The organism is Enterobacter sp. BIDMC92 (assembly GCF_001030225.1).
GTDB lineage: Bacteria > Pseudomonadota > Gammaproteobacteria > Enterobacterales > Enterobacteriaceae > Enterobacter > Enterobacter sichuanensis.
On sequence record NZ_KQ087598.1, the window covers coordinates 2,782,410 to 2,806,633 of the forward strand.

The following is a 24,224-nucleotide window of genomic DNA, read 5'->3' on the forward strand; positions in this document are numbered from 1 at the left end:
ATTCAGGGTATGAACTGTGAAGCTACAGACAACATTTACTTCCTTTGACTTATTCAATTTTAAGTAAAAAAAACGCCGTCAGCCGGCAAAACAAAAGTATTTTTTCTTCCTGTACTTTGAAAATTATCAAAATGGTTGATTAGTGCCCTCCAGGATTTATTTTATGAGGGATTATCTTTCCTCTATATGATATGTATTTCTATTACTCCAGTAAATAATTTTATATTTACCAAATTTGATGTTTTGTTCTTTATAGTATTCTATTACTTCAGATGGATACCAACCATGTCCAAATAAAAAAAGAGCTCCTTCTTCAACTAACAGTCTTATTATTCTTTGTTTATTCCGTTCGTCAATTACAGGTATCACCATAAACTCATCTTTTAATGAAAAACCTATCGCCTGCATTTTGTTAATTAAACCACTTCCCGAAACACGTATTTTTACACTAGTCCCAGCCACATCAAAAACAACAATTGAATTATCTGGCATCTTATTCAATTTACATTTATCCTTATTAATTGTAGTGAATATATTGCTAACATTTAATGGCTTCTTAAGAAAGATTTTCTTCTGTTACCAATCCATTAACAAAGTTGGAAAATGAATTTGTCAGATATCTTTGAAGTTTTATATGATTCTCTTGCATAGTCAAATACTCATCAAAAGAATCTGTAGCAAAGTATACAATTGAGTAATTATCTAAATCCAGACAGAAGAAATTCCCTCCCCAATCATTTGCGAAGGGAAAAAGGTTTTTTGGGATCACTTGCCTATCCAACATGCTGATATAGCAACCACCAATTAAAGATCTTGGGTCATCATTTGTCTGACTATTATAAATAAACGGTTTAAACCCAGCCACCTCTACTGGTTCAAAATCTTCATCATCGGCCCACCAACTTTTCTCAGGAATGCCACCATTAAATTGCAGATAATGTGAAATGAAATCATCAGGAAGAATAATAGATAATTCCTCTTCATTTTTAGCAATATCTGCACGTCCAATCTTTTTTTCACAGTTACTGAAATGATTCATATATTATTTGGCCAGACGATCAAAAAACTTGCGAATTTATTTAAGGTGTTATATACCAACAAACCAGATAGAGTAATATTTAGTTCTTTTTGGGCTCATAATCTGCCTACAGTTTTTCTCCACAGAGTTCAACGTAATCCCCCCCAATGCGGCACCCCATCCCCAATTAAAGCTTAATGCTATTCCATTTACAGTAATCCTTCCAGGATTTATCATCTCTGAAACTGGAACGATAATTGCAAAAAATAGTGCCTGAACAATTCCAATAGTCATATGACGCATCAATATGCCCCCATGAACCATAAATTGGAAGGTTGATATTAGTTTTTTCTTTAAACCAATCCCTTAGCCTTTTTGTAACCTTTCCCTCTGGTTTCTTTTGCTCCCCATCGATTAACTCTGCAGGAGCAAAACTCCAACTACCAATAATAGCATTTATATCATTACATTGAACAAAATTAACAATTAAATAGATATCACCCTGTTTGTTTCCTTTTATGTCAAAAATAGTCCTATAAGATACAGTTTTATCCCCTTTGTCTGGCCAAGGATCCCAATTTAAACAATTACTCTCCATTATTTCTTTTTTTGTTATAAAGGGTGTGAGCACCAGAGTTTTGGGAAAACAAAACTCGCCAGTAATATTATCCACATACATAGGCATCTCCAATTGTCTCCCAATATTAAAGACTAATATACTAGATAAATAAAAGATATTTTAATTTGTTGGAAAAATCATGGCCGATTCCATTTTTAAATCAAGTCAGATCTTATGAAAGTATTTAGCTATTATTGTGCATTCTAATTTTAACTTCAATTGCGTTATTTACAATATTGTCTAATAGTTGAGTTTCCCTGTGGGAGAAGTTAGCGTATTGAGACATTGACATGCAAGTTGATAGTTTTTCAAGCACTTCACCAGAAATTGTATATCCTGACTTGATTATCATATCATAGTGAGTTTGAAAAAAAGCGGCAGATTCATTATTTCCATTTACGGATAGTTCTAAAATCATTTGTTGAAGTGCATATGCTAAATTATTTAATCTAGTCATTAGGAGCTCGCAAAGTCTTATTAACCAATATTTTGAGTAAAGAAAGATATTTTATGTTGTTAATTCAATACCCTCGCTAACGCTCTTCCCACACCAGGTTATTGCGGCAATCGTAATCCAGGCAGAGGGACCAGCGGCGCAGCGCTGGGTGTGGAAGGGGAAGATTATATCATTAAAAAATGCGATGTGATAAACTACTTTTCAATATTTGATTTGTTTTGAAAAAAATTCACGATTTGACGTGGATTTTTCAATGTTCTGAACTAGATGATTAATAAATCAAACATTATAGCCTAAATATGCTATTACTTTCTTTATCCATGTCCAGACTTCCTAACGCTCCAAGATCTAAAGAATAAATCTCATCAGTACCTTTACGCAAATTCAAAAAGTATCCCAAATCACCATCTTGACCAATCAATAAAACGTCAGGCTCCACCGAATGAATTGTGTATGTATTATTTCTTTCAAGCAAGTCAAAACAATTGAAAACATAAAGCTGGCCACCATTTGCTCGTTGAATTTCATAAGAGTAGCTATCTTTGACGTTCTCAATCATAAAGCGCTTATATTCAGAAGGTAAAGACGTGTGTATAATCTTTTCAACTTCATTTAACTGATCAATTAAATCTTGCTTTTCCATATCGGCTTACCTATAAATGAATAAATCCTATATTAAGATAAATATTATCTCCATTAGGTTCGCATTTATTGATGAATTAGTTGTAATTATTAATAAGGGCAATTATTGTTTCTTTCCTGAAACTAACCAGCCATTAATTGCATAATAAAATATGGAATAAAAACCCAATTTTTCTTATCAATGCTCTATATATTCAGCGCAATGGTTAAAGATTGATAGAATCTTTATTTATAAACACCAAGCTCTTCAGATCTTGAAATTAATTCATCTTGTAAGGAGCCTTGTATTTCATCGCCGTCATATTCAAGTTTAAAACCCCCATCAATATTTGGAGGGAAACGTGAACCATCGATTGTTCCGAGAACAGTAGAAGTTGTATCTACAATGACCAACCTAAGGAAATTGAAAATTTTCTCCTGTTCTTCTGGGGATAGTTTATGAATTACACTTCTTGCCCGCGAATAAGGATCTTCATCACCATTTGACTTGGATAAATCAGATAGATTATCAATATAATAATTTAGCGTATCGCCTAAAAGCTCGGCAAGTAATGATCTCACAACTAACTCATCTTTATTCACATTATCTCCTACAATTACTTTTACCTTTAGGTTTTGATTTTCTCATTTCAGGATACATTGCTTTATTTTTTGCGATTAATTTCTGAAGAACGCTGTTTGCAATGTCTTGATAAACTCGCCTTAATTCTAAGATGTCTCTAGCAAGCAGTTCCCTCGCATTAGCAAATGGTTAGCCAGTTGAAGGATTAATTTTCTTCGTGAAACAATACCGACGCCACCTTTTGATATAGTATGGCTTTCTTAAGGTACTAAAATTGACGGGCCAGTTTTAGGGTCATAACCTTCTACAAGATCTTTCATAGTAGCTTTTTGCCCCGCTTGATGAGCATCTAGTCCTGTGTTACCTCCCTAAACTATATCTCTCAAATCAGTGTAGACGTAGGTCAGCGGCACGTCTCCATGCAGTTCCTGCAGCAGGCTGAACTCTTCCCGGACAAACCAGGTGGTCGCCGGCTTACCGGTGAGCTGTCCGCCCAGCACCTGGCGGCTCGTTGCCGGGTAAAACATCCCGACGATGCAGAAGCCCGAGGAGGTCGTACTCGCTGCGGGTAGTCAGCAACTATGAGGACTATCCTGAGGTTGCGGATATTCGTCGCGAGTATAATAACTGATTATTGAGGGTAAGAGTAAGCAAGGTGCAAAAAAGCAAGCAAGATGCGTGCAGAAGGAAAAAGAAAATTGTTAAAAATGGCTACGTGATGAACTACTTGTAGTATTCTTTTTTCTCATTCAAAGATAAACTCCCTCTTCTAATGAGTTTTCAGTAATCGTTGCTTTTACAAAGGAAATTAGAACTTCTGAATCTTGCTTTTTATATTTAACTTCGTAACTACCAGGTTCTAAAGTAATAAACTCACCTGAAATGGCATCTGAGTCGTCAGGCTCAAGATCTCCGCCAGTGACATCTTCTCCCGCCCCAATGAAAACCTTTCCAGAAGGTACGTTTAAAAATAGCGACCCGGTACATTCATCAACATCTCTTTTAATATGGACTTTATAGGTTCCATCATCTCCAAGATTGAGAAATAACACATTACCTTTATTTATTTCTTCAACTTCATCTTCTGGAAGGCTCCACCAATCTACATCATCGTTAAGTCTATGTTTTAGTGAGATTAAATCATAAATCACAATTGTTGCTGTATTTGTTTGGACATGTATTATTGCATGCATAATTTTCAATACTTAATCTTTTATGAAATAATTAAAAACACTATTATGTCAAGTTATAATCTGTAGTATCAATCCCAACTCACATTTCAGCGTTATATTTTTTGAGGATTCCAGTCAGAGTAATCAGCTACACGGATTTCATTAAGAACGAGATCCAGTGGAACATGTGCAATGCTATCTGCGATTTCATCATAAGGCGCTGGCAACTCAAATGAAAAACCAAAGTCGTCATTTATAATAATGAAACCATTAAAAATGCGTTGTTTATTAGTCAAGTCGATTATTTGCCTCATCGTTTGACCTGTTTGTAATATGTTATTATACCTCCCCTTATAGCTTACATTACAACCAATCGAAATGATCGTTCCATCTTCAAGGGTAGCGATTGTGATAGTGTCATCTACAATATATGCAAGCCTTTTCTCATCATCAGGCAAAAAATAATCAAAGTAATTTACCTTAAAATCGGTATATAACTCATTCATATATTTACTTATATTTTCACCCAAAAACACGTTACCTAGCGCTCTCCCTGATAAAATATCAGCATAAAAATCAATCATTTACACCCATCCATTCGGAACAAGAATTAAATTATAGTAAATTCCATCTTCTTCACAATTCAGCACAATGGTTAAAGATTAACATGATGCATCTACCATTGCACACTCAAAAAAAATGGTATGTTGGAAATATATTTTTACCCTTTAGAGATTACAATGCTCCTATGATCTGTCTCATTTTTTATCCATAACATTTCATCTTGAGGTAACGATCCATCACTACAGAAATCAACAAGTTCACCTTGCCAATCATCAGGAACATATTTGTGATAATGCATACTTTCGACATATTGGGAATATAGTCTTTTATTATCAAAGTCTATAAACAAATCTGGCATTAGATCATATATATCCCACCAGGTGGTTTTTTGCGAAAGCCTATTATAAAACTCCGCAGCTATATCATCCTTATTATATAAATAAGCATCTTTGATTAAACCATCAATGAATATCTTTGCGTTTTCTTCATTTACAACTGGTATGTTATATCTTTCCTTATGGATATCCTGTAGGTTTATTTCCATCCCACTTTTCACAAAATCTTCTACCCATTTTGCTCTGTCTAAAATCCACATTTCTTTAAAGGCCACGAACCAATAAAATCTTCCTTCGTTCTTTATTATCACAAGGAGTTCTTCATCTTTATTAATATTCATATAATAACCTATTTTACACACCCGAGACTGGAATCGCTACTTCTTCAAGCCATTCTGCCCATATTGGTGGTAATTCATACGATCTACCTGGCGTTGTCGGATCCACACACTTAGGAGTTAATCCCCGTTGATGTAACGGATTAGTACGATAACCAACCAGAGGTATTACACTTTCTTCTTTTAAATCCGCCATCCGCTTAGGGACTTTAAAGGAGAAGACATTTGCCTCGCTCATGTAGATATTTTTAAAAGTTACAAAATGACCCTTTTACCACATGAATTATCCGTAATAGTTGGCGGAAATAACAAATTATTTTTTCCAATAAAGTATCCTCTAGTTAAGAAAATAATCCGCACGATTAATAGAGGCATCCGCCAAGGCACGGTATGAGAGATACCAAGTTTTCAACTTACAACGAGCAAACCGTAAATCTATTGTCCTGCCATAGTTTTGCCTTTAAGAATCGAGTGCTCTACAGCGGTTTGAAAATCCAAACCTAATGCCCCCGACAGTGATCTAACATTAATGCCTTAAATCGGATATATTAAATTAAAACGCATTCGAGCTTCATTTTTTTCAAGGCTGATGTCATATTCATTGCCAACCACCTTAAATATCTCGTCTTCATTCACAAAAAAACCTCTGTACACTATAGAGGAAATTATTTGTCTAAACATATCTGAAGAAACATGTCTTCTTAAACTTTTTAGATCTGTCAAATTATTTCTAACAATATAATACGAATAATTCATTAGAATGAAATTTGATATTAGTAAATTCTTCGTGGATTGATACTTGTCAAAACACTGTTCCAAGGCTCTATAAATTGTTTTTTTAGATTTCTCATAAGTATTAATAAAACTATCAGGTTCGCAAAGGTAGCAGTTTTTATCATTAAAAGACAGGTGATTTCTATCGTTGTTCGCAACAAACAAAAAATTCAACACTGATGATTGATAATGCTTTATAGACTTAATATCTTCAAAGTTTTTCCTTTTTTCAAATTGTACATAAAATTGCTCAAGCAAAGACAATATTGAGACATTACCATGCTGAGAAGTATTTATACAAATCCCATCTTTAGTAATGTATAGCAAATTATAAGAGTCATCATCCATGCCCATTTCAAAACACAAAAATCTTAAAAAAAAGATTTTTGCTTTTATAGCGTAATCTTCTTTGTTATCTTTTAAAGAAAACAGTTGATAGATATAAAACAAGATAAAGATATCTTTATCTATACGCTGTCGGTTATCTATTTGAAATAAATAACCTAATCGAGAAAGGAAAACTTCAAATGCATACTTACCATCTTCACTTAGGCCTAACTTGTTTAACGCACGCTGAAACATAACTTTAGGAAAGCAAGTTTGCCAACGACTCAACTCTACATGCTTCCCATTTTCTTTTTTAAAACAAACGGGGAATAGGTCCGGTTCATCCTGAACATAGATATATTTTCCAAAACTTTCAATCTCTGCTCTCGCATTAGTGAAGTGTTCAATTTTATGTATAAACATTTCAAAAATCATTACGTAATCCTCTTACCACATTTCTTCCAATTACCTTTAGCATCTTTCTTTTCAATCTGGAATGAAGTGATTTTATCATTAAAACGAGAAAGGATATTTTTATCCAGGGTTAAATCCTGGTCGGCTATCATGATTAACCCATATGGCTTTATCACCACGATTATTTGGGACCAATCCGCCTTTACCACCGCGCTCAGAAGCTGATGCAATCGCTTCATCTTTACTCGGGCGCGTTTTGCTGATGCGTGGTCCGAGCGGGTCGTAGCGGAAGCTGACCTGCATCTGCGGCCTGTTGCGATCCCGCGGCTGGCTGATAACCTCCGTCAGGCGGTGTTCGCCGTCGTACCGGTAGTGCCAGCGGATCTGGCCGTTATCCTTCTCTACGGTACGGCCGTGGATGTCATAACGCCACTGAATACCGTTCAGTTGCGTGACCCGGTTATGGGCAATCTTCTTTCCAGCGCCCTCAAACGGATTACCAGCCGCATCCCAGCGCCACTGCTCCTGACCGGGCAGCGAGCCGTCCTGAGCGAGCAGGCCCCGGCGCTGTCGTACTGCCAGCGGTTCCAGTTAAACGGGTTATCGTCCCGTTCTTCCCGCACCAGGTTATTGCGATAATCGTACTCCAAGCGGCGGGACCAGCGGCGCGGCGACGGGCGCTGGGCATTGCCGGTAAAGTTGTCCCATCGATAAAGATTACATCGTTAAACATGGCGACGTAATGAACTTCTTGTTTAACGTTTGACTTGTTTTGAATGAAAAAAAACCAAGCTTTGGGATGGGTTTTTTCAATATGGGGGACTCATTGCGCCCCCCGAATACTACTTATAATTGAAGTGGTTTATAACTTATAATTTTATCCGCAATTTCTTCTGCGCTAAGTTCTTCATAATAAATATAATTAGCTGCCTGAGGATCTGCGACACTTCTACAAAGGAGGTCGATGTCATTATCAGCTTCTTCTTCTGTCCCTTCGCAGTGTTGGATTTTCCTTATTAGTTCGATAAGCACTTGTCTTTGCATATTATACCTCAAAAATGATAAGCACGCTCTAGAATGTCAAGGTGATATTTTGTTGTAACGATTACTTAATTATCAATCATCATAAATACCGCCTCCATGTTGGATAGGGGTTCTCTGGTGTAGGACATAAGATCTATTTTTCCCGCTCCACTGTGTATCATGCGCTATGGGAGCTTTTCCGCCCCGCATTCCAGAAACGACAGAGCGTGGGCTTTTGTCAAGGCATTTCGAATTGGTTGCTTAATTAAGCGAACTGCTCATCATTATTAAAATCATGTTCTATATGTGTCATTTTCCCTATAATAATTCACCTCATCGATAAACCATTTATTCCCATGACCTCCACTATTTTTATTCTTCACAATATAGTTCAAAGAACTGACTAACATCCATCCTTTCAAAGAAAAAGTTTCTACTGCTAATGGCATTTCCAGATCCTCTTCATCAAGGTATATTTCGTCATCCTCCAAACTTTGGATATAATCCCAAGAAATATAAAAGAAGTGAGTATCTTCAGGCCGTGCTTCCCATGTGTTTATATTAGTATAAATCCATTCACCAGGCTCTAACTGAGAAAGACTTGCTATTAATTCATCTATAGATGTATATGTATTCATTATACCCTCACAATTATCTGCATCGAGACCCCCCCAAGTTTTTCTTCCACCATATCCTTTCGGGTCATAATCCAGATGCCTTGAGTTATGATCTGGCCAATTAACCAATTGTAACAACCCACCAACTCGCTCATGATGATGCCAAGTTGTTTCCCAACCAGAACCTGTTGGAGCTGTTCTTAGGAACGCGCCACGCTTACCTGGTGAAACCTTTTCAAATATTCCCGGGAATTTTTCCTCAAGGGAAGCTCTATATGATGGGTCATTATTCATTTTATAATATAATTGTCTGTTCGCTTCCTTGAAGTGTTTTCCGTCACTCATTCCAAACATGTCTTTAGGTAAATTTTTTTAATATTGACTTTATAGGCGCCATCATCCCCAAGATTGAGAAATAATACATCCCCTTTATTTACCTCTTCTACTTCATCTTCTGGAAGACTCCACCAATCTACGTCTTCATTAATTCTATGCTTTAATGACATCAAATCATAAATAGCTAAAGTGGTAGTATCTGTTTGTATGCTTATGATTTTCTCATTGCGTAAGCAAAGGCCGGAAATACCTCCCCGGTCTAGCCTATTAGTTAACAAAGCTTTCTATAGATTTTATAATGCTTTTATAGAATTGAATCGACTCTTCACCGACTGGTATATTCTCAGTCGGCGATTCAATTGGCATTCCATGCTGATCATATATTTTATTTCTGACAGGATTTTTAAAATAATGCTGTGGTAAAATATCCACTTCGCTCGTTTCGATAGTTTTAAACGTTACGAAATAACCGTTTTTCCAACATGAATTATCAGTAATAATTGGTGGCAATAGCAAATTATCTTTTGCCAATACAGCATCTTCTTGAAGCGAAGATGTAAAATAGTCACATATATATATAACTATAGCATTTTTGAATGGGCCGACATCTATTTTACCCAGGGCGACCATACCATAGCCTAATCGATCATCATTTAACTGGAAGTAAAAAACATCGCCTTCTTTTGGCCACTTTTTTTGCTTTTCATTTCCTGACACTACTGTAAGTCTGTCGGCCATTTTACATTAATCCCATCGTTTTTAAGCCAGTTTCCACCCCACAAAACAGCATCCGAGTATAACTTTCTTGTAGGACTTATGCTATTGATAGAATTTTCAAAATGGGAATTATTGTGAATAACTGCTTATTCTATGCTCCGTGCATGACCGCGGTTTAGCGGTTCTTCAGTGATTCTAAATCCTAAATACACATGGGTATTATTCCCACCTTTTGCCTTTCTTTTAATCCAGTCAGCAAATGACATGTTTCTCACTGACCGTTTAGGGCTTCCATTTTTGCAAGCGGTTAAACCTATAGGATCCCACCAGCGCATTCGGCGCATACTGGTAAAGATTTATCCCCCCGCCAGCCCTATCGGGTCCTGCTGCGTAAACCGTCCGCAGTCCGGGTCGTAATACCTGAACAGATTGTCGTGCAACTCTCTCACAATGCAGGTGTTGCCCCTGCATCCGCTCGTTCTGGGAATATCCTGATCCCTGCATCTCGCTCTCCCGGAGCAGCTTGCCCCAGGCGGTGTTCGCCATCGTACTGGTAGTGCCGGATCTGGCCGTTATCCTTCTCTACGGTACGGCCGTGGATGTCATAGCGCCAGCGAATACCGTTCAGTTGCGTGACCCGGTTATGGGCAATCTTCTCTCCAGCGCCCTCTAACGGGTTACCAGCCGCATCCCAGCGCCACTGCTCCTGACCGGGCAGCGAGCCGTCCTGAGCGAGCAGGCCCCGGCGCTGTCGTACTGCCAGCGGTACCAGTTAAACGGGTTATCGTCCCGTACTTCCCGCACCAGGTTATTACGGTAGTCGTAATCCCAGCGGCGGGACCAGCGGCGCGGCGACGGGCGTTGGGCATTGCCGGTAAAGATGTCCCGTCGATAAAGATTACATCGTTAAAGATGGCGACGTGATGAACTTCTTGTTTAACGTTTGATATGTTTTGAATGAAATAATCCAAGCTTAGCGTGGATTTTTTATTGCGGGCAATGTATCAATAAATAACCAGTTTTCCCGCTGGCCAAGTACCTGACCATCCACAGGGCATATGCCCAGCTTCATAAACACTAATTAATCCGTCAAAAAAGAATGGCTCTTGTAGTAGAGAACTATACGCCTCTTCAAGCAAGAAATTCATAAGGTCCCATTTTAAGCTCTCAGTCATTGTAACTATCTCAGACTCTGGGAAGGTGATTTTTGGGATAATATCATTCTCCACAACTTTCTTAGCGTCTTTGACCAAAGAGTTCCAGTATTGATATTTGCTAGTATGTTTTTTTGCGAGAAAACCCGTTATTTCATTACCAGCCTCCAAAGTGGCACTTTCCCATTCATCACTTTTCAAGCCTTTTATAAATAAGCTAAGGGACTTAGTTTGGATAACCCCGGGGAGTGTCGTCGCCATACCAAGATTAACAAACCAATTATTTTTATTCAACCTGTCTATTGCTAACTGGGATATTTTCATGTTTTAACCTGATTTATTCTTCCGGAGATCCTAGGTACGTTCATGCCACCAAGCGCACCATGTTCTATTCGATTTTGAATACTATACCTGACAGCTTCTTTAACCTGATTTGCTGGTAATCCTGCCGCCTCCAGTGAATGCTTCAATGCCTGAGTATATTGGAGGTTGGAAGGCATTTCTCGGTATGAAGCGCCACCTTTCCTAAATTGATTCCAAAACTGTTCTAAAGATTTATGAGCTTCATAGTGCGGAGTACCTGGTGGAGTAAACGCATTACCATCTAATTTGATCGCTGCTCCACTATTAGTAGGTATAATGTCACGGAATGCAGCATCCTGATTTAAGTGATGTGATTGTCCAGGCAGTAAGTCATTTTTTTAACTTGGATTTCAACCCCCACGGATCCACCCACCCCAGCGCATTCAACGCATACAGGTAAAGATTTATCCCCCCCGCCAGCCCTATAGGGTACTGCTGCGTAAACCGTCCGCAGCCCAGGTCGTAATACCGGAACAAATTGTCGTGCAGCCCTGTCTCGCGATGCAGGTGTTGCCCCTGCATCCGCAGGTCTGAGAATATCCTGCTCCCTGTGTCTCGCTCTCCTGCAACAGCTTGCCCCAGGCGTTGTTCACCCCTTCCCAGCGCACCTGCCCTTCGATATCCGTCATCCCCTCCGGCGTGCCGTTGGGCTGGCAGTGGAACCAGAAGATCTCCGGGACATCAACGCCATCAATACGCGCCAGCGGGTCGTAGCTGTCATGGTCGCTTTTGACGTAAATCACCGGCACGTCTCCATGCAGCTCATGCAGCAGGCGGAACCCTTCCCAGAAAAACCGGGTGGTGAGGGGCTTGCCGATTTGCTGTCCGCCCAGCCTCTGCTGGCGCATTTTGCTAATGCAGCGTCCGAGCGGGTCGTAGCGGATACTGACCTGCGTCTGCGGCCTGTTGCGATTCCGCGGCTGGCTGATCACTTCCTTCAGGCGGTTGTACGTGACCTTCTCTGCAGATCCTTCAAGCAGGCAACCGTCCCGCTCTTACCGTGCCAGGTTATTGCGGTAGTCGTATTACAGGTAACTTTAATACCCACGGGAGGGTTAACTTCGCTGATCATAAACATTGTACATTGTAGAGAGAGATGCCTCGACGATACGGTAAATCAGGAAAGCCGTAATCGCTGTGACCATACTGAATATCCCTCCTCTGTCGTAGTTGGATTGCTTCAACTCGCGTTCATCTGGCAGCGTAAATGACTAACAATTGCAGTGGGGATAATACTTTACTAAAAGTTGATAACTCACACGTAAAAAAATCAATAATAAAAATTCAAATGGCGTGCATAAAACATATATGCATTTATTAGCTCTACATCTTTATTCTCGTCAATCCCAACGCTCGTCCAGATAAGGTGTGATACCTTCAATTGTAAGAAAGTTTGATTGACAATGGAAATTTAATTTTTCATCTGTTATAGATATTTTACTATAATTTTCTGTTGAAATAATTACAGGAGAGCAAACAAAACCCACCTTCATTCCTTTAACATCAAGTTCAACTACATCCCCAAATGTCAACACAATACAAAGGGCATTGAATTCACTCTCTTCCCATTTTTTTGGGTAGCAAGATGGGATTTTTCTTGTAAAAAATCGACATGAAATATCAGAAAACCTTTCGAAGGTAAAACCATCGAACTCGACTAATTCCATGCTTAACTCCCCATCAAACATGAAATTAATTTTTTCTTTCCCTATTGCGTTGTCAAACCACATTTATTAACTCTCGAAATTATAATGACCATGACTACCCGAAACGCTACCTGTATTCAAATTTTGTGGCGGCCTAACAGTGAAATGAGGTTCAGCACCATGACCTGAGGTTGCTTTATCATGCCCTAAACTATGTTCCTGGATAAAAACAGGCTTGTTATTTGAGTCCCTAAATTCATATTGTCGAGTTTTTATCGGTAAACCTTTTGTATTTAGTATTTTGTTGCCTTCCCCATCTAACAGATCTGGTCTGGAATGGGCATTCTTCTCTCCAACGCCCTCTAACGGGTTACCGGCCGTATCCCAGCGCCATTGCTCCTGGCCCGGCAGCGTGCCGTCCTGAACCAGAAGACGCCCGGCATTGACGATGAAGACATCCAGGCGATGCAGGCGGCCGAGACGGTCGTACTCGCTGCGGGTGGTCAGCAGTCATAGGGGCGACAGTTCTCACGGGGGAGTTCGTCGCTGTTATACTGACAGTCTGTCGAGAACATGGTGAACAAGGAACGAAGGAAGCAGGAAAATGCGTGCCAGAGAAGAAGATTACATAGTGAATGGGACGTAATGCTTCACTTCTTATTTAACGTTTGGTTTGTTTTGAATGGAATAAATTACTGTTCTTACGCCTTCTTACGCAGATAGAACTCAAGATATTTTTTAGGTCTATCCTGAAAAGCACGCTCTTTGCCGTAGTTATAAGCATCATTAAAATATTTATACGCTTCATTGAATTGATTCAACTCGTAACAGACCATACCCAAGTCGATTAACGGTGCAGTGTCTATATCCGATCCACGTGTCCGTAAAGCCGTCTCTCCCCATTTCTTTGCCTCAACGTAATCCGCAAGATCAAAATATGCGCTGTACATGCATGCAGAGATCCAGTTGGCAAATTCTGATTCGGACTTTGGTTCAGGAAGGGCTTGCCAGGCCTTTTGGTATTGTTCTAAAGCCTCGGCGTATTTTTGGCTGTCGTGTAACTCGTTTCCTTTTTCAATAGTATTTGTTATAGATATTTTCATACTCAAGCACCTGTCCTTTTAATTAAAAATCCTTTTCTAAGCAACAATCGAATTCAATAAAATGCATTATTAAATTATCATTTTATATTATAAAATTATTACATTGCAATCGATCATCTTATAGCAAATCTTTTTAAGTATCAATGACTCTATAACATCCCAATCACCTCCACCGAGGCCAGCGCCTATTCTTGGCATTTGTACTGAAAGGCGATTTACTAAAGCAAAGTCAGATAACTTTTCAAGACAAACTTCCAGGGATGCATAACATACGTATTGATTTTTGTCATTGACATTTTTCTTAATACCATCTTGTGCATACATATTAGCAATAAATATCTGTTCTTTAGCATCAACCAAGACAAAATCAACCGTACCTAATTCTGGGATGTTATTTCCATTGAAGCTATTGAGATAGTATTCCTTTGCAGAAGGATATTTATTTGAAAGAGACAGAACAAAGCCTTTACCCCATTTCCCTTTATTATTCACAATGTGAGCAATAACTATGGATTTTTTCAAAGGTTCCACAGCATTTCCAGACAAGAGCTTTATTTGTTTTTTTTCTTGCAATGAACTCGTTGATGTTTTCCAGAAAGTTTCAAATTCCTCATTCGAAATTTCTTCAGTATCACTTAAGTCCAGATCGCTTTTTTTACCATCATACAGCAGAAAACCAACTTTCTCGTTTTTATCTAGCAAAGAGGAAGATGCATAACAATCGCCATCTATAATATTTATTTGCCGTGTGGCCACCTCCCCTATGAATTCATTGAGAATAATTCCTTCACCTGCAATAAAATCAACGTTACCTTTATAGTATTTTTTCACATCAACCACAACTCCTCGCACTTTTAACAATTCTTTCGGAGACATCAAGATCTTTTGTGTTTAAGATAAAGAATGTATTTTTCCGGGGTTCAATTACATCCAGGCCAGTAACATCTAGGGCCACAAAATGGCTTATACCTTTTTATTTTCTCGCTTAGGATGGCAACTGTCCAATTTATATTGGAAACACTATAATATAGTCATATAAGTAACTTCAATTGAATCATATATTTTACCAGTTCTCCACTTACAATTCATGAGGGTCTAAGCAATAGTGGCAGAGAATTGTTCCTGTTAGGTTATGAGGGTCATAAGCAGCATCAACATGTCCCCACTCCCTTGATACAGGAAGAACAATAGTAGATTTAGTTTTGAACCATTCCCTTAAACATCGGGTGACTTTCCCTTCGGGTCTATTCTGTTTTCCCATCAATAATTTTTCTGGGGCGAAGCGCCAACTACGAATTATTGAGTTAGGATCATTGGGAACCAAGAAGTCAATTATTAGATATATATCTCCGAACTCATGGTCACCTTTAAGGATAGTTCTGTATGAGACTGTTTTATTGTCTTTTTTTTCAGGCCACCCCTCCCACCTTACATTTGTATTATTAAACAACTCTGTCTTAGTAACTCTTGGTCCTAATAGAACCCTTTTATTAAATTTAAGAACACCAGTTTCTGCGTCAAAATTCATTTTACATCCCAATATCAAATGGAAGACCAATAGGTTCCAGAACTTTTTTATAATTCGAAAGGAAGAATTGGGTACCGCCACCGCTTCCTAACATTTCAGTATCTGGTGACAAAGCTTGTCCCGTACCAGCAATAGCATCTCGTTTGACTCTATACATCTGAATCTTACTTCTAAACCCATATTTTTCATGAAGTAGAACTTGTAAACTTTCCCATAATTTTTGTCGACTACCATTAGCAGCTTCTAAAGTGGCTTTGTCGAAATAAAATCCTGACTGCCCAGGTGCTCCACCATAAACAATATCGCCTTCTTTAAGCATTGTGTTTGACCAAGAATAACGGCCTTGATAAATCCCTCTTCCTTGCCACTGCCTACCAAATGCCGCCTGGTTATGGTCATTTTATCGAGTCGGTGCACACTTCGCTTTCAATCCTAATGGATCAACCCAATTCAACGGATTAGTGACGTAAACGTAAGTATTTATACCGCCACTTAAACCTATCGGGTCATCGGAACGATTCGGACGCCATCATACTTTTTAACACGTTAAATAATAAAAAGCCGGGAAGATTTGATGCTCTTCCGGCCAATTATTGAATATTATTCATAAACTCTCGCAGCCATTAAAATATCTGCAATAAATGTCCAGTTAACATTTTCTGGAACAGGTAATTTTTGATTTAAATAATATCCATTCATATCTTCAACCCAAGATGCCATCGATTCAAAATATGAGGGTAAGTCTTTGCTCTCCCACTCACTTAGATTTTTTCTGACATTTGAAGATAAATTCACAAGAAATTTAATAAAATCGTCTCTAGTATTTATTCCTTTAGTATTCATAACAATATTACTCCAGTGCTTTTTTATTCCATCACCCAAATTGAGAATAATCGACTTACCATCTGTTTTTGTTGTCATTTTCCACATCTGATCAGCAACTTCACTAGGTGAGGCCCATTTAAATGGAACTCGTTTCCTTTTTCTACAAGAGATGTAACTTTTTCATCAAATTTATCGAAACCGTTTTTCATATGCTTATTCATTATCAATCGAAAAGAGACCTCCTTGCCTATATAAAAGTGGTTTTAAGCGAAAAATGTTGTCAGAAGTAAGGAGGGTTCTAAAAGTGTTAGTTTTTATTATTAACCTAGCCAAAAAAGAATTGCTTAAAACCTTCTGCCTCAACATCCTTAAGCTTGCTTTTTAGCATTAAATCGATATCTTCCAGAAAGTCCTCTCTGAAATTAAAATCATCATCTGTAGCATCACCATCATATTTACTTTGTTCGATCTCAATGGCAGAACAAAAAGCATCCAAAAAGTCGGCTAACGAATTGGAAATAATGAAATTTCTTTTTTGAATACTACCATAAACAGGAGATGTGATATTTTGGGTATCACAAAAAAGAACATCTCCATTTCGTTCAGCAAAGATTATATATTCATCGCGCCAGGTCGTGTCATTTTGAACTCGCCAGCCTGATAAAATTTTATTAAGCTCTTGGGGCTCAACAATCTGTATAATGAATGCACCATCAAATGTTGGGTGGCCATTTAAAATCAAATGGCTATAAAAAAATCGAATTTCACCATTTAAATTTACAGGAAAAGAAGTTTCATTTTCATCGTCTGCATAGTCTATCTCTCCCATATTTAAATCATTCATTTTGAATTTGTTGACAAAGTCTTGGATAGTATTTTTTATATGCATTATTCCTCTTTAAGAGTTAACATTATTGGCTACTCTGAAAATTACTATATCCATAGTTGAAAAATGTACTCATAATCCAAAGAACTTCTTCGCGCCATTAAAAAAGAAAAACAAAGAATCAATAATGTCACGACACCCTTCAATATTAAGGTAGTTTATTGCCCTTTCTTTTACGATTTGAGTCTATTTCGTAGAAATAATCTTCACAGAAAACGTCTAAAGCATTTTCCAGTGGAACAAGTTTCAACCCCCGGAATCCTTTACTGTCTATAACTTCCTTGACCTCTTGTTTAACAATGATAAAACCACCTAACAATGTGTCGTTCAACGAAAGTATATCATTTTCTAGCGCATCATCCTTGAATTCTATTTTAAAAGGTATAGTATCTCCGAACTTATCCTCTTCGAGAATAGATTTATCCTTATCTATAACATCGCCGCCTGGAAAATATACATATTTAAAATCATCCCGAAGAACTTGACCATTCCCAATCGAAACTGGTGTTATATCTCGGCCAAAAAAAACATTGTGCTTATAATTTTCAAAAATTGAAAATAAAGACTTATCCATCAAGTGTCCAAAGTCTTTTTTATAATAGTCAAATTTCAAAGCCCCAACATTTTTATTGCACAACAAATAAATATGGTCTGGGCATGCATCGTCTGTTATTCGATAAGGGAAGGAAAAGGCAGAGCCTTCTATTTCCCAGTTTTCATTAACCTGTAATCTTTCATCAACCATGCCCTGTAAATTTCTTGGCATGAGTGATGATTCAAAGTCATTCATGATCACATAATAGGACATTAATTCATTCCCCTGATTTTTTTGTGGGAACATAACCCATCCAAATTTTATTCTTCATATCAATCTGGATCCGCCTTATAGCTATCCTCGCCCCTTTAGCATCTAATCTTCCAGAAATATATCGTTACTCAACACGAGCAATGCGCCGACGGAGAATGTCACTATAGTTATGATGATTACTGCTATGGAAGATATCCATACCTTTCCCTGCATCTTGTTTCATCGCTGATGCGCTACCTGGAAAATTAATACCATTAAACGCAGAGTTCATGTCTTTTCCGATGCCAATATTATTGAAGAATGATTGCTCCTCTTTCCACACCTCAACGGGTATAACATGGTGAGCAGAATTCGCTCCGGCGTGCCGTTCGGCTGGAAGTGGAACCAGAAAATCTCCGGGGCATCAACGCCGTCAATACGCGCCAGCGGGTCGTAGCTGTCCTGATCGCTGTAAACGTAGGTCAGCGGCACATCCCCGTGCACTTCCTGCAGCAGCCGGAACCCTTCCCAGACAAACCGGGTGGTAACCGGCTTACCGGTTGGCTGTCCGCCCAGCATCTGGCGGCGCGTTTTGCTGATGCGGCGACCGAGCGGATCGTAGCGGAAGCTGACCTGCGTCTGCGGTTTGTTGCGATCCCGCGGCTGGCTGATGACTTCCGTCAGGCGGTGTTCGCCGTCGTAGCGGTAGTGCCAGCGGGTCTGGCCGTTATCCTTCTCCACGGTGCGGCCGTGGATGTCATAACGCCAGCGAATGCCGTTCAGCTGCGTCAGGCGGTTGTGCGTGACCTTATCAGCGGAACCTTCAAGCGGGTTATCAGCACAATATGACAACCTTATTTAATAGTTAATTCCACGTTAAATAAATACCGCAATTAAATGATTTAATATCATAGCAAATAGTTATATCACCCCATTCCAAGTGCCACATTATACTATGTTTTTCTTTTTCATCTGGTTTGCCAGGATCATATTCACCCGACACCCATTGATATAAAAATTCGACTTCTTTATTTAGCATATCAATGTTAGAAACCTTATTCCAATCATTTATTGCCTTATAATACCCTCCCTCTTTATAAATTAATTGCACCGTAAATGGCAAATTACTGAAGCATAATGGTTGTATTATAATCTCGAATTCCTTTCCCGACCAAAGAACGGTATTAACTGTATAATGATGGGGAATTAATTTCTGCATTTTGTTTTCTGATTCAAGATATTTGTAAAGATCAGAAGTTATAAATTCATCCTCCCTTTGTATTAAAAGACATTTATTGTCTAACTCAACCTTACCATTTACCACGTTAATTTTAAAATTAATCATATGCTAATGAGCTTCCCCGGTATCAATAGATTTCTAACTTCCTCAGGGATAATGAATTGCATCCCACTCCCTCGACCAATATCTCATTAGCCAATGCTCTTCCATATGCTACATCGATATCCTCACTTACATAATAAGCTCTAACTTGCGTTCTTAATGTACGATGAGGATCTATTTTAACCTGAAGTGCTTCATGGAAGCCTATAGCATTTCCTTTATTTTGCCTAACGGTTGGATAAGTCACTGCATATGATGGAGGAGTATCACCGTTTGGATATAATGCATACAGAATCGTGCCTTTTTTCAGTTTCCTGTTTTTGTAGACATCTATACTTTGTAATCACCTTGACCTTGCCATCTCGTAGCTTCTTTAGATGGATCCTTACATTTACGGCTCAACCCCCACGGATCCACCCACCCCAGCGCATTCGGCGCATACTGGTAAAGGTTTATCCCCCCCGCCAGCCCTATCGGGTCCTGCTGCGTAAACCGTCCGCAGTCCGGGTCGTAATACCGGAACAGATTGTCGTGCAGTCCTGTCTCACGATCCAGGTATTGCCCCTGCATCCGCAGGTTCTGAGAATATCCTGATCCCTGCGTCTCGCTTTCCCGCACAGCTTGCCCCAGGCGGTGTTCGCCATCGTACCGGTAGTGCCGGATCTGGCCGTTATCCTTCTCTACGGTACGGCCGTGGATGTCATAGCGCCAGCGAATACCGTTCAGTTGCGTGACCCGGTTATGGGCAATCTTCTCTCCAGCGCCCTCTAACGGGTTACCAGCTGCATCCCAGCGCCACTGCTCTTGACCTGGCAGCATGCCGTACTTAACGAGCAGGCGCCCGGCTCTGTCGTACTGCCAGCGGTACCAGTTAAACGGGTTACCGTTCCGTACTTCCCGCACCAGGTTATTACGGTAGTCGTAATCCCAGCGGCGGGACCAGCGGCGCGGCGACGGGCGTTGGGCATTGCCGGTAAAGATGTCCCGTCGATAAAGATTACATCGTTAAAGATGGCGACGTGATGAACTTCCTGTTCAACGTCTGAGTCGTCTTTAATGAAAAAAACCACGCCCTGGCGTGTTTTTTTTATTGCGGGGTCAAAACACATTGTCTAAGAGTTCTGTCTTCATACTGGGTTCAAAGGGAATGATCTCAACAGTCGCAAGCTTTAACCTCTGAAAAGGATCCTCACGTAAGAGCTCTTCAAGAGAAGCAAGACTCTCGCATTTAGCGAGAATGACACTACCGTTTCTTGGGATCCCTCTACCGGATGTCAGGAAAATCCCCTCTGCGTACCCCTTTTTAAGCCACTCCACATGAGCAGGTATCGCTTCGTCGATTTCTTCGAGTGGTTTTATATAGGGCTAAAATAACTTCGTAAACTGTGCTCATCCTTTGCCTCTCAGTTTGTCTTATCGCAAGTAATAATTAAATCTTCCGTTGGTTTTACAGAGACGAATCCACTTATAGCATATGATTACATTATAATTCTTAGCGGAGCTTTAAGTCTTAAAAAGGGATCGCTACGAGATATTACTATATGCCTCAACATAATAATGCCATAACATACAATAAAACTGACAAGATATTACTTCTTAAATTTTTTTTATTTAACTTAATCACTAAAAATAAAGTTATCTTCTGCCAGATTATTTTTTTCTCTGTATTCTTTTTCCCACTCAAAGTATCCGTCAGGTTCATCTGGAGAAACTCCCTTTGTCCAATATTGATCACCATAAGCAATTAACATTGCCCAATGATACTCACTTTCATGACTGCGCAAAGCGACAGACATGTAATCATTTTCCTTAATACGAACAAGTGGAGAGGCTAATACTATACGTTCAGCCTCACTCTCTGTTTTATTCGCATATTTAACAATAATCGCTTTAATCAACTCAACCCAACTATAGTAATTAAAAATAACACTTTCATTAGAATTACTGAATTGAATACCATCGATAATATTCATTGACCTTTACACCTTTTTTTTACTTTATAACGTTCAAACACGGCTGCTGCTTTATTTGAGAAAATAGCATGCTGTGAACCTATGGGCTTAGCCTTTCCTCCTTTTTTTACAGCACCTGGGTTTGCTAACATTGGTCCACTTACAGCATCATAACTATGTGCAAGTGTGTTGGCTCTACCCTGAGTTACAAATTTAGCCCATTCATTATCAGCAGACTCAAATACTTTTATATTTAGTTTATCGAGTTCTGAATTCGGTATATCAAATTGCGTTATAGTTGGATGTCCTCTCAGCTCTGCCCATTTAATAGCCTGTGATTTATCAGTAGTTACGTAAAAACCACCTTGATTAGAAGGATTAAAATCTAATCCATGCCTCCCCATAGAAGGATTAATCTCGCCCCGAATATCACCAGCATGATAGAAAGTCGTTGATGATAAGCCAAGAGGATCAATATATTTCAGCGCATTCGGCGCATACTGGTAAAGGTTTATCCCCCCCGCCACCCCTAACGGGTCCTGCTGCGTAAACCGTCCGCAGTCCGGGTCGTAATACCGGAACAGATTGTAGTGCAGCCCTGTCTCTCGGTCCAGGTATTGCCCCTGCATCCATCCGCAGGTTCTGGGAATATCCTGATAGCTGCGTCTCACTTTCCCGCAGCAGCTTGCCCCAGGCGCTGTTCACCCCTTCCCAGCGCACCTGCCCTTCGCTATCCGTCATCCGCTCCGGCGTGCCGTTGGGTTGGCAGTGGAACCAGAAGATCTCCTCGGCATCAGCGCCGTCAATACGCGCCAGCGGGTCGTAGCTGTCCTGGTCGCTGTAGACGTAGGTCAGCGGTACGTCTCCGTGCAGCTCCTGCAGCAGGCGGGACCCTTCCCAGACAAACCGGGTGGTCTCCGGCTTGCCGGTTGGCTGTCCGCCCAGCATCTGCTGGCGCGAGAAGGTTATAAAAACCGTCATCCCCCCAAAATCAAATGAGAAAATGGCGTCAGATGGTCGTTCTTAGCTCGATCTCGATGCTTACCGTCATCGCAATGTTGTTGAACGTTGCTTTGGTCGCCGGAAAGAATATCGTCGCATCGCCACACGCTATGACAAAACAGCGAGGAATTATCTGGCGATGGTTAAAACTGGGTTGTATCCGACTGTTTTACCAAAGATTATGCAATTAAGGGACACAGCCTAACGTATTGAACGAGGGTTAAATAATAAAAAAGCCTGGAGATTTAAAACATCTTCCGGATGAATTATATCTCTTTATAAGCTTGTTCGGCTTCAACAATTAAACCACCTAAAGCAAGCTCAAAAGGCCACTGATCTATTACTACTCTTGCCATTCCTAAAACTCTATTATTTCTAGGAGGAATATTGTCTGTAATTATATTATTCAGCGCAAGCTCGAATATCTCAATAAATTTAGATATTTGCTCCGATGAACTCACAGATAACACGTCCATATTTTTTGTAGTAAGAACCAACTCAAGTTCGTTGATCACTCTTTTTATTTTTGCTACTGCCCTGCCTTTATTGTTCATATTCATAAATCTATTAGATTATTAAGATCAGTAATATATTTCTGCACTTGGTCGCCAGGTAGTCCGGTTCCTTGCGCGGAGACATTTCCCTCAAGAATAACAGAACCCGGTTTTACTTTTGAATACGTCCCGGCGATGCAGGCGGCCGAGACGGTCGTATTCGCTGCGGTTGGTCGGCAGCCCCTGCGAGAGCAAGTTGAGCAGGATGCGAAAGAAGCAGATAAGATGCATGCAGAAGCGATAGATTAAATCGCTAAAGATGATATGTAATGAACTTTTTTTTAATATCTGATTTGATTTAACGAAAAAAAATCCACACTTTGGCGTGGACTTTTATTCCGAGAAATTTTCACTAGTAAGTATTAAATTTAAAAAATACCTTCCTTGAGAGGATGATCTTTTACCCCTCCCCAAGGATCATCCAGCAAAAACTTCGCAGCAATTGCTTCTTTTGTCGGTACAAGAGTGAAATTATAGTAAATTTCATCCCCTTCACAAATCTCATAAAAGAGTGAATAAGTTTGATCATTTAAATCCAAGCTTAAATCAAACTTCTCAGTAGCTGAAGCGACTTGCAGCTTATGTTGATCCGTAACGGTAAATGGCACGACAATGCAGCGTTGAGCATTTTCATCTAATTTGAAAACGTTCTCTAGTTTAATATTGACGTTTGCTCCAAACGCATCCTCTGGCAATGGATCGAATATAACATAATCCTTGTGAAGGACAGCACCTTGAGAAACATTACCTTTCCCCCACTGACTAAGCTTTTCGTCATAGTCTCTAGATCGTAACAATATTTGACTATGCGAAATCAGTAGATCTACTGTTTGTATATTCTTATCACTCATTAAATTACCTCAACTTTTATTCTTGTTCCATCTGGAAGTTCTGATAAAACATTACCAATACTTGAACCTGCACCACGATTATCGCTAGGGTCTATATATCTTACACTAGCACCATCGCCGCCTTCTTTAAACATCGCCATAGGCCATTCATCACGATCATATCCAGGCTTAGTTTTGATTTTTTTAAGACACGTTTTCCTGTTAGCTTTTGCAGTGCCTCGTTGGATTGTTACAACCTTTGCATGTCCTAAATCGATCGCATCTGATATGTGACCAAACGTTGCAGGATATTCAGATCGTTTCAATTTCAAAACGT

33 protein-coding genes and 9 pseudogenes are annotated in these 24,224 nt (G+C 39.5%); 1 reads left to right on the forward strand and 41 read right to left on the reverse strand.

What is annotated here, in order from left to right; genetic code table 11:
- Positions 1–171 precede the first annotated feature (171 nt).
- The 38 genes and pseudogenes from SP99_RS13040 to SP99_RS25095 form a co-directional block, all read right to left on the reverse strand.
- Positions 172–492, reverse strand: a complete 321-nt coding sequence (locus tag SP99_RS13040) for a hypothetical protein (protein ID WP_047958864.1) — start codon at positions 490–492, stop codon at positions 172–174.
- Positions 493–556: 64 nt separating this feature from the next.
- Positions 557–1,039 carry an SMI1/KNR4 family protein gene (locus SP99_RS13045; RefSeq protein WP_047958865.1) on the reverse strand — a complete coding sequence of 161 codons (483 nt, stop codon included), beginning with the start codon at positions 1,037–1,039 and terminating at the stop codon, positions 557–559.
- 166 nt (positions 1,040–1,205) lie between these two features.
- Positions 1,206–1,697: a hypothetical protein gene (locus SP99_RS13050; protein ID WP_047959821.1), complete on the reverse strand. Its 492-nt coding sequence runs from the start codon at positions 1,695–1,697 to the stop codon at positions 1,206–1,208.
- A 124-nt stretch (positions 1,698–1,821) separates the two neighbouring features.
- The gene (locus SP99_RS24660; RefSeq protein WP_141237281.1) at positions 1,822–2,094 is read right to left on the reverse strand and encodes a hypothetical protein; all 273 of its coding nucleotides are present in this window, start codon (positions 2,092–2,094) and stop codon (positions 1,822–1,824) included.
- A 286-nt stretch (positions 2,095–2,380) separates the two neighbouring features.
- Positions 2,381–2,737 carry a hypothetical protein gene (locus SP99_RS13055; protein ID WP_047958866.1) on the reverse strand — a complete coding sequence of 119 codons (357 nt, stop codon included), beginning with the start codon at positions 2,735–2,737 and terminating at the stop codon, positions 2,381–2,383.
- 224 nt (positions 2,738–2,961) lie between these two features.
- Complete coding sequence (locus SP99_RS23775) at positions 2,962–3,318, reverse strand: hypothetical protein (protein WP_072060269.1); 357 nt, start codon at positions 3,316–3,318, stop codon at positions 2,962–2,964.
- 348 nt (positions 3,319–3,666) lie between these two features.
- Positions 3,667–3,825 (reverse strand): hypothetical protein, encoded by a 159-nt coding sequence (locus tag SP99_RS24915; RefSeq protein WP_197086101.1) that lies wholly within the window; start codon positions 3,823–3,825, stop codon positions 3,667–3,669.
- A 222-nt stretch (positions 3,826–4,047) separates the two neighbouring features.
- A complete protein-coding gene (locus tag SP99_RS13060) occupies positions 4,048–4,491 on the reverse strand; it encodes a DUF6386 family protein (protein WP_047958867.1) in 444 nt (147 codons plus the stop codon).
- Between the two features lie 92 nt (positions 4,492–4,583).
- Positions 4,584–5,054, reverse strand: a complete 471-nt coding sequence (locus tag SP99_RS13065) for a hypothetical protein (RefSeq protein ID WP_045286944.1) — start codon at positions 5,052–5,054, stop codon at positions 4,584–4,586.
- Positions 5,055–5,191: 137 nt separating this feature from the next.
- The gene (locus SP99_RS13070; protein WP_047958868.1) at positions 5,192–5,710 is read right to left on the reverse strand and encodes a hypothetical protein; all 519 of its coding nucleotides are present in this window, start codon (positions 5,708–5,710) and stop codon (positions 5,192–5,194) included.
- A 531-nt stretch (positions 5,711–6,241) separates the two neighbouring features.
- Complete coding sequence (locus SP99_RS13075) at positions 6,242–7,243, reverse strand: hypothetical protein (protein WP_047958869.1); 1,002 nt, start codon at positions 7,241–7,243, stop codon at positions 6,242–6,244.
- The gene (locus SP99_RS25065; RefSeq protein WP_047958870.1) at positions 7,243–7,461 is read right to left on the reverse strand and encodes a hypothetical protein; all 219 of its coding nucleotides are present in this window, start codon (positions 7,459–7,461) and stop codon (positions 7,243–7,245) included. The genes SP99_RS13075 and SP99_RS25065 overlap by 1 nt, the downstream gene beginning before the upstream one ends.
- Before the next feature lie 10 nt (positions 7,462–7,471).
- Positions 7,472–7,938, reverse strand: a pseudogene (locus tag SP99_RS23780) (type IV secretion protein Rhs); the annotation flags it as partial.
- A gap of 130 nt (positions 7,939–8,068) precedes the next feature.
- The gene (locus tag SP99_RS13085; protein ID WP_047958871.1) at positions 8,069–8,266 is read right to left on the reverse strand and encodes a hypothetical protein; all 198 of its coding nucleotides are present in this window, start codon (positions 8,264–8,266) and stop codon (positions 8,069–8,071) included.
- A 72-nt stretch (positions 8,267–8,338) separates the two neighbouring features.
- Positions 8,339–8,455, reverse strand: coding sequence for a hypothetical protein (locus tag SP99_RS25355; protein ID WP_366934758.1), 117 nt, complete (start codon positions 8,453–8,455; stop codon positions 8,339–8,341).
- A gap of 83 nt (positions 8,456–8,538) precedes the next feature.
- Positions 8,539–9,207: an HNH endonuclease family protein gene (locus tag SP99_RS24665; RefSeq protein WP_156167800.1), complete on the reverse strand. Its 669-nt coding sequence runs from the start codon at positions 9,205–9,207 to the stop codon at positions 8,539–8,541.
- Positions 9,204–9,476, reverse strand: a complete 273-nt coding sequence (locus tag SP99_RS25215; protein ID WP_313888865.1) for a DUF6386 family protein — start codon at positions 9,474–9,476, stop codon at positions 9,204–9,206. The genes SP99_RS24665 and SP99_RS25215 overlap by 4 nt, the downstream gene beginning before the upstream one ends.
- Positions 9,466–9,936, reverse strand: a complete 471-nt coding sequence (locus tag SP99_RS13095) for an Imm26 family immunity protein (protein WP_047958873.1) — start codon at positions 9,934–9,936, stop codon at positions 9,466–9,468. Before SP99_RS13095 ends, SP99_RS25215 begins: the two co-directional genes overlap by 11 nt.
- A 125-nt stretch (positions 9,937–10,061) precedes the next feature.
- Positions 10,062–10,812 (reverse strand): annotated as a pseudogene (locus SP99_RS24370) (RHS repeat domain-containing protein); the annotation flags it as partial.
- Positions 10,813–10,919: 107 nt separating this feature from the next.
- Positions 10,920–11,393 (reverse strand): hypothetical protein, encoded by a 474-nt coding sequence (locus SP99_RS13105; RefSeq protein ID WP_047958875.1) that lies wholly within the window; start codon positions 11,391–11,393, stop codon positions 10,920–10,922.
- A gap of 381 nt (positions 11,394–11,774) precedes the next feature.
- Positions 11,775–12,409: pseudogene (locus SP99_RS13110) on the reverse strand (RHS repeat domain-containing protein); the annotation flags it as partial.
- A 363-nt stretch (positions 12,410–12,772) separates the two neighbouring features.
- Positions 12,773–13,162: an Imm50 family immunity protein gene (locus tag SP99_RS13115; RefSeq protein WP_047958876.1), complete on the reverse strand. Its 390-nt coding sequence runs from the start codon at positions 13,160–13,162 to the stop codon at positions 12,773–12,775.
- A gap of 3 nt (positions 13,163–13,165) precedes the next feature.
- Positions 13,166–13,588, reverse strand: a pseudogene (locus tag SP99_RS25250) (HNH/endonuclease VII fold putative polymorphic toxin); the annotation flags it as partial.
- A gap of 191 nt (positions 13,589–13,779) precedes the next feature.
- Positions 13,780–14,181 carry a hypothetical protein gene (locus SP99_RS13120; RefSeq protein WP_024907040.1) on the reverse strand — a complete coding sequence of 134 codons (402 nt, stop codon included), beginning with the start codon at positions 14,179–14,181 and terminating at the stop codon, positions 13,780–13,782.
- Positions 14,182–14,268: 87 nt separating this feature from the next.
- Positions 14,269–15,057 (reverse strand): macro domain-containing protein, encoded by a 789-nt coding sequence (locus SP99_RS13125; protein WP_047958877.1) that lies wholly within the window; start codon positions 15,055–15,057, stop codon positions 14,269–14,271.
- A gap of 202 nt (positions 15,058–15,259) precedes the next feature.
- Positions 15,260–15,709, reverse strand: coding sequence for a hypothetical protein (locus SP99_RS24675; protein ID WP_072050682.1), 450 nt, complete (start codon positions 15,707–15,709; stop codon positions 15,260–15,262).
- 1 nt (position 15,710) lies between these two features.
- Positions 15,711–16,028, reverse strand: coding sequence for a hypothetical protein (locus tag SP99_RS25080; RefSeq protein WP_231584237.1), 318 nt, complete (start codon positions 16,026–16,028; stop codon positions 15,711–15,713).
- 81 nt (positions 16,029–16,109) lie between these two features.
- Positions 16,110–16,211: an RHS repeat-associated core domain-containing protein gene (locus tag SP99_RS25085; protein WP_269431374.1), complete on the reverse strand. Its 102-nt coding sequence runs from the start codon at positions 16,209–16,211 to the stop codon at positions 16,110–16,112.
- 98 nt (positions 16,212–16,309) lie between these two features.
- Positions 16,310–16,630: a DUF7660 family protein gene (locus SP99_RS13130; RefSeq protein ID WP_231584238.1), complete on the reverse strand. Its 321-nt coding sequence runs from the start codon at positions 16,628–16,630 to the stop codon at positions 16,310–16,312.
- Positions 16,631–16,859: 229 nt separating this feature from the next.
- Positions 16,860–17,423 (reverse strand): hypothetical protein, encoded by a 564-nt coding sequence (locus tag SP99_RS13135; protein ID WP_047958878.1) that lies wholly within the window; start codon positions 17,421–17,423, stop codon positions 16,860–16,862.
- Positions 17,424–17,568: 145 nt separating this feature from the next.
- Positions 17,569–18,261, reverse strand: coding sequence for an Imm43 family immunity protein (locus SP99_RS13140; RefSeq protein ID WP_231584239.1), 693 nt, complete (start codon positions 18,259–18,261; stop codon positions 17,569–17,571).
- Between the two features lie 91 nt (positions 18,262–18,352).
- Positions 18,353–18,550 carry a hypothetical protein gene (locus SP99_RS23810; RefSeq protein WP_072060271.1) on the reverse strand — a complete coding sequence of 66 codons (198 nt, stop codon included), beginning with the start codon at positions 18,548–18,550 and terminating at the stop codon, positions 18,353–18,355.
- Between the two features lie 26 nt (positions 18,551–18,576).
- Positions 18,577–19,047 (reverse strand): annotated as a pseudogene (locus SP99_RS13145) (type IV secretion protein Rhs); the annotation flags it as partial.
- Between the two features lie 25 nt (positions 19,048–19,072).
- On the reverse strand, positions 19,073–19,426 hold the full coding sequence (locus SP99_RS13150; protein ID WP_231584240.1) for a hypothetical protein: 354 nt from the start codon (positions 19,424–19,426) through the stop codon (positions 19,073–19,075).
- Positions 19,427–19,936: 510 nt separating this feature from the next.
- A pseudogene (locus SP99_RS25090) lies at positions 19,937–20,545 on the reverse strand (RHS repeat-associated core domain-containing protein); the annotation flags it as partial.
- Between the two features lie 102 nt (positions 20,546–20,647).
- Positions 20,648–20,942 (reverse strand): annotated as a pseudogene (locus tag SP99_RS13160) (YciI family protein).
- A 223-nt stretch (positions 20,943–21,165) separates the two neighbouring features.
- On the reverse strand, positions 21,166–21,522 hold the full coding sequence (locus SP99_RS13165) for a hypothetical protein (RefSeq protein WP_047958882.1): 357 nt from the start codon (positions 21,520–21,522) through the stop codon (positions 21,166–21,168).
- A pseudogene (locus SP99_RS25095) lies at positions 21,519–22,461 on the reverse strand (RHS repeat-associated core domain-containing protein); the annotation flags it as partial. The pseudogene SP99_RS25095 and the gene SP99_RS13165, both read right to left, overlap by 4 nt.
- Before the next feature lie 7 nt (positions 22,462–22,468).
- Between SP99_RS25095 and SP99_RS23830 the strand changes: the two are divergent.
- A pseudogene (locus SP99_RS23830) lies at positions 22,469–22,694 on the forward strand (IS5/IS1182 family transposase); the annotation flags it as partial.
- A gap of 75 nt (positions 22,695–22,769) precedes the next feature.
- On the opposite strand, the gene SP99_RS13175 reads toward SP99_RS23830, so the two are convergent.
- From SP99_RS13175 to SP99_RS23835, 3 genes are all read right to left on the reverse strand, one after another.
- Complete coding sequence (locus SP99_RS13175) at positions 22,770–23,057, reverse strand: hypothetical protein (RefSeq protein ID WP_082137937.1); 288 nt, start codon at positions 23,055–23,057, stop codon at positions 22,770–22,772.
- Positions 23,058–23,425: 368 nt separating this feature from the next.
- Positions 23,426–23,908: a competence protein ComJ gene (gene comJ, locus SP99_RS13180; RefSeq protein ID WP_047958884.1), complete on the reverse strand. Its 483-nt coding sequence runs from the start codon at positions 23,906–23,908 to the stop codon at positions 23,426–23,428.
- Complete coding sequence (locus tag SP99_RS23835; protein WP_072060273.1) at positions 23,908–24,219, reverse strand: NucA/NucB deoxyribonuclease domain-containing protein; 312 nt, start codon at positions 24,217–24,219, stop codon at positions 23,908–23,910. The genes comJ and SP99_RS23835 overlap by 1 nt, the downstream gene beginning before the upstream one ends.
- Between the last annotated feature and the right edge of the window lie 5 nt (positions 24,220–24,224).

Bases quoted from the DNA above. Each gene is read 5' to 3' on its own strand.
- comJ (WP_047958884.1), bottom strand. From the start codon at position 23,908: ATGAGTGATAAGAATATACAAACAGTAGATCTACTGATTTCGCATAGT.
- SP99_RS24915 (WP_197086101.1), bottom strand. From the start codon at position 3,825: ATGTTTTACCCGGCAACGAGCCGCCAGGTGCTGGGCGGACAGCTCACC.
- SP99_RS13085 (WP_047958871.1), bottom strand. From the start codon at position 8,266: ATGCAAAGACAAGTGCTTATCGAACTAATAAGGAAAATCCAACACTGC.
- SP99_RS13175 (WP_082137937.1), bottom strand. From the start codon at position 23,057: ATGAACAATAAAGGCAGGGCAGTAGCAAAAATAAAAAGAGTGATCAAC.
- SP99_RS13115 (WP_047958876.1), bottom strand. From the start codon at position 13,162: ATGTGGTTTGACAACGCAATAGGGAAAGAAAAAATTAATTTCATGTTT.
- SP99_RS13105 (WP_047958875.1), bottom strand. From the start codon at position 11,393: ATGAAAATATCCCAGTTAGCAATAGACAGGTTGAATAAAAATAATTGG.
- SP99_RS13165 (WP_047958882.1), bottom strand. From the start codon at position 21,522: ATGAATATTATCGATGGTATTCAATTCAGTAATTCTAATGAAAGTGTT.
- SP99_RS13120 (WP_024907040.1), bottom strand. From the start codon at position 14,181: ATGAAAATATCTATAACAAATACTATTGAAAAAGGAAACGAGTTACAC.
- SP99_RS13060 (WP_047958867.1), bottom strand. From the start codon at position 4,491: ATGCATGCAATAATACATGTCCAAACAAATACAGCAACAATTGTGATT.
- SP99_RS13070 (WP_047958868.1), bottom strand. From the start codon at position 5,710: ATGAATATTAATAAAGATGAAGAACTCCTTGTGATAATAAAGAACGAA.
- SP99_RS13040 (WP_047958864.1), bottom strand. From the start codon at position 492: ATGCCAGATAATTCAATTGTTGTTTTTGATGTGGCTGGGACTAGTGTA.
- SP99_RS13050 (WP_047959821.1), bottom strand. From the start codon at position 1,697: ATGTATGTGGATAATATTACTGGCGAGTTTTGTTTTCCCAAAACTCTG.
- SP99_RS25355 (WP_366934758.1), bottom strand. From the start codon at position 8,455: ATGCGGGGCGGAAAAGCTCCCATAGCGCATGATACACAGTGGAGCGGG.
- SP99_RS13135 (WP_047958878.1), bottom strand. From the start codon at position 17,423: ATGCATATAAAAAATACTATCCAAGACTTTGTCAACAAATTCAAAATG.
- SP99_RS13125 (WP_047958877.1), bottom strand. From the start codon at position 15,057: ATGTCTCCGAAAGAATTGTTAAAAGTGCGAGGAGTTGTGGTTGATGTG.
- SP99_RS24665 (WP_156167800.1), bottom strand. From the start codon at position 9,207: ATGAGTGACGGAAAACACTTCAAGGAAGCGAACAGACAATTATATTAT.
- SP99_RS13045 (WP_047958865.1), bottom strand. From the start codon at position 1,039: ATGAATCATTTCAGTAACTGTGAAAAAAAGATTGGACGTGCAGATATT.
- SP99_RS13140 (WP_231584239.1), bottom strand. From the start codon at position 18,261: ATGTTCCCACAAAAAAATCAGGGGAATGAATTAATGTCCTATTATGTG.
- SP99_RS13095 (WP_047958873.1), bottom strand. From the start codon at position 9,936: ATGGCCGACAGACTTACAGTAGTGTCAGGAAATGAAAAGCAAAAAAAG.
- SP99_RS24675 (WP_072050682.1), bottom strand. From the start codon at position 15,709: ATGAATTTTGACGCAGAAACTGGTGTTCTTAAATTTAATAAAAGGGTT.
- SP99_RS13130 (WP_231584238.1), bottom strand. From the start codon at position 16,630: ATGACAACAAAAACAGATGGTAAGTCGATTATTCTCAATTTGGGTGAT.
- SP99_RS25080 (WP_231584237.1), bottom strand. From the start codon at position 16,028: ATGCTTAAAGAAGGCGATATTGTTTATGGTGGAGCACCTGGGCAGTCA.
- SP99_RS24660 (WP_141237281.1), bottom strand. From the start codon at position 2,094: ATGACTAGATTAAATAATTTAGCATATGCACTTCAACAAATGATTTTA.
- SP99_RS13150 (WP_231584240.1), bottom strand. From the start codon at position 19,426: ATGCAGAAATTAATTCCCCATCATTATACAGTTAATACCGTTCTTTGG.
- SP99_RS13055 (WP_047958866.1), bottom strand. From the start codon at position 2,737: ATGGAAAAGCAAGATTTAATTGATCAGTTAAATGAAGTTGAAAAGATT.
- SP99_RS13065 (WP_045286944.1), bottom strand. From the start codon at position 5,054: ATGATTGATTTTTATGCTGATATTTTATCAGGGAGAGCGCTAGGTAAC.
- SP99_RS13075 (WP_047958869.1), bottom strand. From the start codon at position 7,243: ATGATTTTTGAAATGTTTATACATAAAATTGAACACTTCACTAATGCG.
- SP99_RS25065 (WP_047958870.1), bottom strand. From the start codon at position 7,461: ATGAAGCGATTGCATCAGCTTCTGAGCGCGGTGGTAAAGGCGGATTGG.